Source organism: Microcoleus sp. MON1_C5, from assembly GCF_036701875.1.
In the GTDB taxonomy this organism is placed as follows: domain Bacteria; phylum Cyanobacteriota; class Cyanobacteriia; order Cyanobacteriales; family Microcoleaceae; genus Microcoleus.
Window position 1 is genome coordinate 94,870 of sequence record NZ_JAUBRN010000020.1, and the last position, 8,345, is coordinate 103,214.

Consider the following 8,345-nt stretch of genomic DNA (forward strand, 5'->3'; position numbering starts at 1 on the left):
GGCTGGTTAAGAGTCTTTTTTATCGTTGCTGCCCTCGCTTTTTTTTCCTGCGAGCTGCAGCCACAGCCCCGAGCCCCAGCATAGTCCCGAACACTGTGACAGGTTCGGGGACTGGTTCGGGGACTGGTTCGGGGACTGGTCCGGGGACTGGTCCGGGGACTGGTCCGGGGACTGCTTCGGGGACTGACTGAGCCGACACGGTGAAGTTTCGGAAGGCAAGGCCGTTGACTGGTTTGGGAGCTAACTGAGCCGACAGGGTGAAGTCTTGGAAGTCAACGTCGTTTCCTCCTCCGGCATCGTCGAATGAGATTTTTGTACCCTGAGCCAGTTGGGCCATTGTGAGCAATGAATATTGCTCTGGGCCTTTACCGCCGTTGACGCTTGTAAATGAGTCGCGGGAGTTGTAGTCGAGATTAAAGTCGCCAAACACGGCTTGCTGACAGCCCGCCACCAGACAGTCATCTCTCCTGTACTGGGTGTTGGCGGCAAACCATTTGGGGCTGTTCATGAAGGTGCTGCTGGAGGCGTACTGCTCCAATGGTTGGCCGGTGCCGCTGTCGCTCCACAGCAGCAGGGCATAAGTTTGATCCTGCAAAAATTTGAAGGTTTGGGTGATGGAGCGGTTTTCGGAGGTGACTGCGTTGCCGAAGCTTCCCTGCCAGTCATTCGCGCTGCCGTTATCTGAGGGTTTAGTCTCGTAGAACAGTCTGGCGATGTTGGTGTAGCCAGTGTTTCCTGACTGAGCTTGGGCTACCCACAAGCTGGACTGGTAAGCGCCGTGAGATTGGTCGAAGGTAAAGTTTATATTGGTATCTTCATCGAACTGGATGCCGGCAGTGCCAAACATGAAAGCTCTGACGGGCGTGCAGATGCTGAGCAACATTGTGGTTGCCAAGCTGGCGACTGTAAAAGATGTTTTTTTGACTAGCGTTAAGGTAGTCATAACCCTGATTCCTCCAGTATTGTTACGTAGTAAGGCGCAAAATGCCATGTTGCCGTGACGCGAATCGACGATCGCGAGCCTGCGATATTTAGGACGATCGTCAAATCTAAAGAAGAGGCTCCACACCAGTGAATCTACAGAGAGATCTTACTTAAGGGTGTTTTGGAGTAAATGAGTGCTTCTTCTAAGAGTTTTCACTGACACCAGATTGGCACAGTTTAATCTGTAACAGCAAGATTTTCATCCTGCCTAGACTTCCAACTTACTACATTTACTTCGTTTTAGTAACAGTCTAAAGTTGAGTACAAGACTTGCAACTATTGGCTTTCATCAAAAATACATAAAATTTTTAATCGAGCTTTATGAAGTTTTGGTAAAGTTCATCCCTAAAATATAAAGTTTTTGAGAGAACGTCGGCTGTTCAGTCAGTTGTTCGTGAAAGCGGGCTGCAAGCTGGTCGCCCGATGCAGAAAGAAGCGGCGGCGACCGCGAGTAGGAATTTGAGCGAGTTTTTTGCCTCTCTAAGCAAGCTGTATAGTAGGCGATCGGTACTTACGTACTTTTGACTAATATTCCAAGTTTTTTAAACCTCTAACCCTCGCATTCCGCGCCATATTTTCACCAACAGTCCTGGACGCATCAACCCGGTTTTTTAAGGTAATTGGGTCAGGGAAGCAGTGAAAGTCAAAAAAAGAAACCAAGTTTCATTTCCCGCGCCTGAATTCTAGTAAAAAAACTGTTTTTACTAGAATCATAGTAATTAAAACCATACATTTCCTTTTTCAGTCCTAATTATTCGGTCACCCAAAATAGGCGGCTCCTATTGACATGAGAAATTTTTCTGAGTAAAAATAGTAGAAATAAATAAGATCGCACTTTAAGCACAGTCTTGAAACACAATGACACCCAACAAACTACATTTACTCGGATGGTTATTCATTGTGGGCTGGCTGAGTGCAGCGGCGGGCTCGGCAAACGCCCAACCCATCGCCCCGGCACCAGACGGCACTAACACACTTGTTACTCCCAACGGCAACCGCTACGACATTTCCGGGGGTTCTTTCAGTGGAGATGGGGCTAATCTTTTTCACAGTTTTACTCAGTTTGGCCTCAGCGAGGCTCAAACGGCTAACTTTCTGACTAATCCCAATATTCAAAATATTTTGGGAAGGATTACTGGGGGTAATCCTTCTTTAATAAATGGCTTAATTCAAGTTACGGGCGGCAATTCTAATTTATTTTTGATGAATCCTGCCGGCATGATTTTCGGCCCGAATGCGAGTCTCAACGTGCCTGGATCTTTTAATGCTACTACGGCGACAGGGATTGGTTTTGGGAACAATCAGTGGTTTAGTGCGATCGGCAATAACAATTGGGCAACTGTAATGGGGACGCCGAATAGTTTTGCGTTTACAAGTTTGCAAGGGGGAAGCATTGTTAATACAGGCAATCTGACGGTGACACCAGGTCAAAGTTTGAGTTTGATCGGGGGTACGGTGGTCAATAATGGTCAGCTAACTGCGCCTAGCGGCAATATTCTCATCAGCGCCGTACCGGGTAACAATTTGGTGCGAATTAGTCAAGCTGGAAATTTATTGAGTTTGGATATTCAGCCGACAGCAAATCAAAGTTCTCTGCCAAACAATTGGACGCAGCCAGTGTTATCTTTGCCGGAGTTGCTGACTGGACAAGGTGTGGCACAGGCGACGGGTTTGACGGTAAATCCCAATGGCGAAGTGGTGTTGACGGGGAACGTTTCTGTGCCGGTAACTGCGGGAACTGCGATCGCCTCTGGCAGTCTCAACGCCTCTGGCAACACTGGCGGTACTCTAAATATATTAGGGGAAAAAGTAGGAGTTATTGCAGGCAATATCGATGCTTCTGGGGTTAACGGCGGTGGCAATGTACTGATTGGGGGAGATTATCAGGGTTTGGGGACTGTGCCCAATGCTTCGCGGACTTTTGTTAGCAGCGACTCGACGATTAATGCTGATGCTGTTAGTAATGGGAATGGCGGGCGAGTTATAGTTTGGGCTGATGAAACTACTCGCTTTAATGGCAATATTACGGCCAGAGGCGGCTTATTTTCTGGGAATGGCGGCTTTGTGGAAGTTTCGGGAAAGCAATCGCTCGATTTTCAAGGATTAGTTGATTTGCGATCGACCTTTGGGATTGCTGGCACCTTATTATTAGATCCTACTGATATTACTATTAGCACAGGTGCGGATGCAAACGGTACATTCACGGCAGGAGTATTTGCTTCCTCTGTGGCTACTTCTACAATCAATAATGGGACGCTGCAAAATCAACTAAATTTGGGAAATGTCACTATTTCTACTGCCTCGACTGCTCCGAGTGCCGGTGATATTACAGTTAGTGCTCCCGTTGTTTGGAATAATAGTAATTCTCTGACGCTGAATGCTAATAATAATATTACGGTTAATCAACGTATTACTAATAGTGGAAATGGCGCGATCACATTAAATGCTGGTAATGCAATATCAGTCAATACCGACCTTTATACTACGGGCGGAAATATTAGCCTCACCAGTACCAATGATATCAACATCGCTGCGGGGGAGGGCAATCTGAATGCCCAAAGCTTATTTGGAAATGCAGGATCGATCGCCCTCTCAACGGTTGGCGGCGGTAACATTACCACTGGTAATCTAAATTCCTTCTCTGATGCAGGTACGGGAGGGAATATCAACCTCTCTATTACTGGAGGAACAGGTGCGATCGACACAACTGCTGGAAATCTCAATTCCTATTCCCAGGCGGGAAATGGAGGATCGATCACCCTCTCAACGGCTGGCGGTAACATTACCACTGGTCTTCTGAATTCCTACTCGGATGCAGATGGAGGGAATATCAACCTCTCTATTACGGCAGGAACAGGTGCGATCGACACAACTGCTGGAAATCTCCTTTCCTTTTCTAAGCTAAGAGGAAATGCAGGAGCGATCGCCATCTCAACGGCTGGCGGTAACATTACCACTGGTATTCTGAATGCCTTCTCCTCTGATGGAAGTGGAGGGAATATCAACCTCAGAGTTACTGGAGGAACAGGTGCGATCAACACAATTGCTGGAGAGGTCATTTCCTTTTCTGAGCGAGGAAATGGAGGAGCGATCACCCTCTCAACGGCTGGCGGTAACATTACCACTGGTGATCTGAGTTCCTTCTCCTCTGATGCAGGTACGTCCGGGAATATCAACCTCAGAGTTACTGGAGGAACAGGTGCGATCGACACAACTGCTGGAACTGTCACTTCCTTTTCTCAGCGAGGAAATGGAGGAGCGATCACCCTCTCAACTGTTGGCGGTAACATTACCACTGGTACTCTGAACTCGCATTCAGTAGATGGAGGTACGGGAGGGAACTTCACCCTCAACTCTGGTACAGGAAATATTATTCTTAGCGGTAATATAAAGACCTCAAAGGACGCCGCCGGTAGCGGTGGCAATATTACCTTCGAATCACCAGTTGTCCTTAGTAAACCAACTATTACCCTAACAACATCAGGAACTCCCAGCAGCGGCAATGTCGCCTTTAATAGGAATCTCGATGGCACTACAGCAAACAATGAAAGTTTATTGGTAAATGCCGGTGCCGGTAATATTACATTTAATGGTGCAGTTGGCAATACCAAGGCATTAGGAAATATTACTGCTAACTCTACAGGAACAACGGCATTTAATCAAACAGTCGATGCCGCGAATTTAACTACAAATGTCGGCGGCACAACTGAACTAAAAGGCAATGTCGCTACAATCGGCAGTCAAACTTATGGAGATGCCGTCACAATTGCCACTAATCCGATTATTTCAGGCAGTGGCGTTACTTTCAATAATACTGTTGATACCAATAACATTGGCAGCGACTTAACTGTAAATGGGGGTACGGGTAATATTACATTTAATGGTGCAGTTGGCAATACCAAGGCATTAGGAAATATTACTGCTAACTCTACAGGAACAACGGCATTTAATCAAACAGTCGATGCCGCGAATTTAACTACAAATGTCGGCGGCACAACTGAACTAAAAGGCAATGTCGCTACAATCGGCAGTCAAACTTATGGAGATGCCGTCACAATTGCCACTAATCCGATTCTTTCAGGCAGTGGCGTTACTTTCAATAATACTGTTGATGCCAATAACATTGGCAGCGACTTAACTGTAAATGGGGGTACGGGTAATATTACATTCAATGGTACAGTTGGCAATACCAAGGCATTAGGAAATATTACTTCTAACTCTACAGGAACAACCGCATTTAATCAAACAGTCACTGCCGCGAGTTTGACTACAGATGTCGGCGGCACAACTCAACTAAAAGGCAATGTCGCTACAATCGGCAGTCAAACTTATGGAGATGCCGTCACAATTGCCACTAATCCGATTCTTTCAGGCAGCGGGATTACTTTTAACGATACTGTTAACGGCAGCAGCGATTTAACTCTGAATGGGGGTACTGGTAATGTTACATTCAATGGTGCAGTTGGTGCTGCAAGTGCGATCGGCAATTTAACAGCTAACTCTACAGGAACAACCGCATTTAATCAAACAGTCAATGCCGCGAGTTTGACTACAGATGCTGGGGGCACAACTCAACTTAATGGCAATGTCACTACAACTGGCGCTCAAACCTACGAAGATGCAGTTACAATTGCCAACAATCCGATTCTCTCCGGCAGCGAAATTACTTTCAACGATACAGTAAACGGCAGCAGCAATTTGACGGCGAATGCGGTTAGCGGTAATGTTACATTCAATGGTGCAGTTGGTGCTACAAGTGCGATCGGCAATTTAACAGCTAACTCTACAGGAACAACCGCATTTAATCAAACAGTCAATGCCGCGAGTTTGACTACAGATGCTGGCGGTACAACTCAAGTGAAGGGAAATATCACTACAACGGGCAGTCAAACTTATGGAGATGCAGTTACAATTGCCAACAATCCGATTATTTCAGGTGACAGCATTACTTTCAATAATGCTGTAGACGGTACCAGCGATTTGACTGTGAAGGCGGCTAGCGGTAATATTACCTTCAAAAGTGCGATCGGCGAAACAACTCCTCTCACAAATTTAACTGCCAACAGCAAGATATCTTTAGGCGGCAATGTGACTACAACCGGCAGTCAAACTTATGCAGATGCTGTCACTGTTGCCAAAAACTCGATTCTTTCAGGCAGCGACATTACTTTCAACAAGACAGTTGACGTGGCTGGCAATCTCGGTATTGCGGCTGATAATGTCAATCTCAAAGGAACTGTAACAACCACCAATGATGGGAGGCTCACAATTGCCAATAAGGTAAATTTGAATATTGAGAAAAACCTGAACTTAGACGGTGCATTTATTCAAAATGGCGGGGGAACTGTTGCGGTTAGCGGAAATATCACCACAACTAATGATAACATTAGTTTTAGCGATCCGGTGACATTAAAAGCTCCTGTAAATTTTACACTCGGAGATGCAACTATTGCTTTCGGTTCTAGTTTATCGGCAGGTAGTAACTCGCTGACGTTAACGGCAGGTGAAATTGATTTTTCTGGGAATGTTTCTGGTACTGGCGCGTTAACGCTGCAACCCGCAACAGCCGGCCAAAATATTGTTGTTGGTGGAATTGATAACAATACTAGCGCTTTAGATTTGACTGCATCGGAAATTAGTTTGATTCAAAATGGATTTAGCTGGATCGCGATCGGGCGATCGGATAGCAGCGCCAATATTAGTATTCCCTATAATCTCATATTTTTAGACCCAGTAAATATTCAAACGGGAACTGGTACGATCGCACTTGATGGAACTATCACCGGACTTGACAACAGCAGTGCTGCTATCCAAGGTTCAATAATTAATTTGAACTATGGCATCAATACAACTAACAATATAGATTTGACTGGCAACGTTCAACTGGGAAACCAGGTTAATCTTAAAAGCAGCGTTGGTAGTATTAATATAAAAGGCGCGATCGACGGCGGTCATTTGTTGGGCTTAGATGCGACGAATGGTAATGTGCTGCTGCAAGGAAATATCGGCGAAACAACGCCCTTGTCTGTTCTGAATGTTACTGCATCGAATGCGGAAGTTATCGGGAATGTTAAAAGCAATTCTGGTTTTAATGTTACGGCTTTAAATACTAAATTAGGCGGGAATGTTACGACTAATAACGGCAACATTAATATTAGCAATGCTTTGGTTTTGACAAAGGATGCGGTATTTAGTACCGCAGGGGGAAATATTGCTTTTGGTGCGAGCGACAGTGACAGCATTAATGCCCGCAACTTAACTCTAGCCTCCGGTAGTGGCAGCATCACTTTCAACGGTGCGGTGGGGGCCACCAGCAAGTTAAAAAATCTTGCGATCGACAATGCTGGCAATGTGACAGGAAACTCGACAATTAACGCGCAACAATTGACAGCACCAAACACGGAAAAAGTCAATTTATCGGGAGATCTCACCGTCGGCCAAGTCGATATTACTGCCAAGGGCGATATAAGTGTTAAAAATATTACTACTAATGGCGGAGAAATTCTTTTTACAAGCGGTAACAATTTCACCGCAGGCAATTTGAATACATCGGCAAACAGTGGCGGCAACATAACTGTTAAGGCGATAACTTCAATTACCACCGGACAAATTAACTCTAGCGCTATAGTCGGAAATGCCGGCAATGTGTTCTTAGATCCGATCGGCGATATTCAAGTAGAGTTTATCAATGCCCAAGGCGGCACTGGCGGCACCGGCGGCGATGTCACAGCAATAACAGGCAATTTTTTCCGCGCTACGGGTGCTTTTTCAACCCCACTGTCGCCGACGGGATTTGCTAGCATTTCTACTGCTGGCGGCGCCGGTGGTGGCAAAATTACAATTGTGCACGCTGGGGGAGATGGAGGGACGCCGATTCAACCGTTTGTTGTGGGGGATGCTGCTAGCAACGGTACGGCGGGTGCAATTACAACGGGACAATCTACCATTACATCGCAGTCGTTTCCGCGTTCTAGTAGTGTTGGTAATATTGTATTTTCGACTGATGACGCGATCGACCCGACGCCAACGCCAACTCCAACTCCGGTAGTAACTCCGACTCCCACTCCGAGTGAAACTCCAACTCCGGTAGTAACTCCGACTCCCACTCCGAGTGAAACTCCGACTCCGGTAGTAACTCCGACTCCCACTCCGAGTGAAACTCCAACTCCGGTAGTAACTCCAACTCCCACTCCAGTTGTCACTCCAACTCCGGTAGTAACTCCAACTCCCACTCCAGTTGTCACTCCAACTCCGGTAGTAACTCCAACTCCCACTCCAGTTGTCACTCCAACTCCGGTAGTAACTCCAACTCCCACTCCAGTTGTCACTCCAACTCCGGTAGTAACTCCAACTCCCACTCC

2 protein-coding genes are annotated in these 8,345 nt (G+C 46.3%); one reads left to right on the forward strand and one right to left on the reverse strand.

All coding sequences use genetic code 11. The features are described from left to right. Nucleotides 1-19: 19 nt before the first annotated feature. Nucleotides 20-943 (reverse strand): PEP-CTERM sorting domain-containing protein, encoded by a 924-nt coding sequence (locus QUA71_RS12470; protein WP_333285275.1) that lies wholly within the window; start codon nt 941-943, stop codon nt 20-22. Between the two features lie 899 nt (nt 944-1,842). Here QUA71_RS12470 and QUA71_RS12475 point away from each other — a divergent pair. Then, a partial coding sequence (locus QUA71_RS12475) for a two-partner secretion domain-containing protein (protein WP_333285277.1) occupies nt 1,843-8,345 on the forward strand: 6,503 nt, incomplete at its 3' end.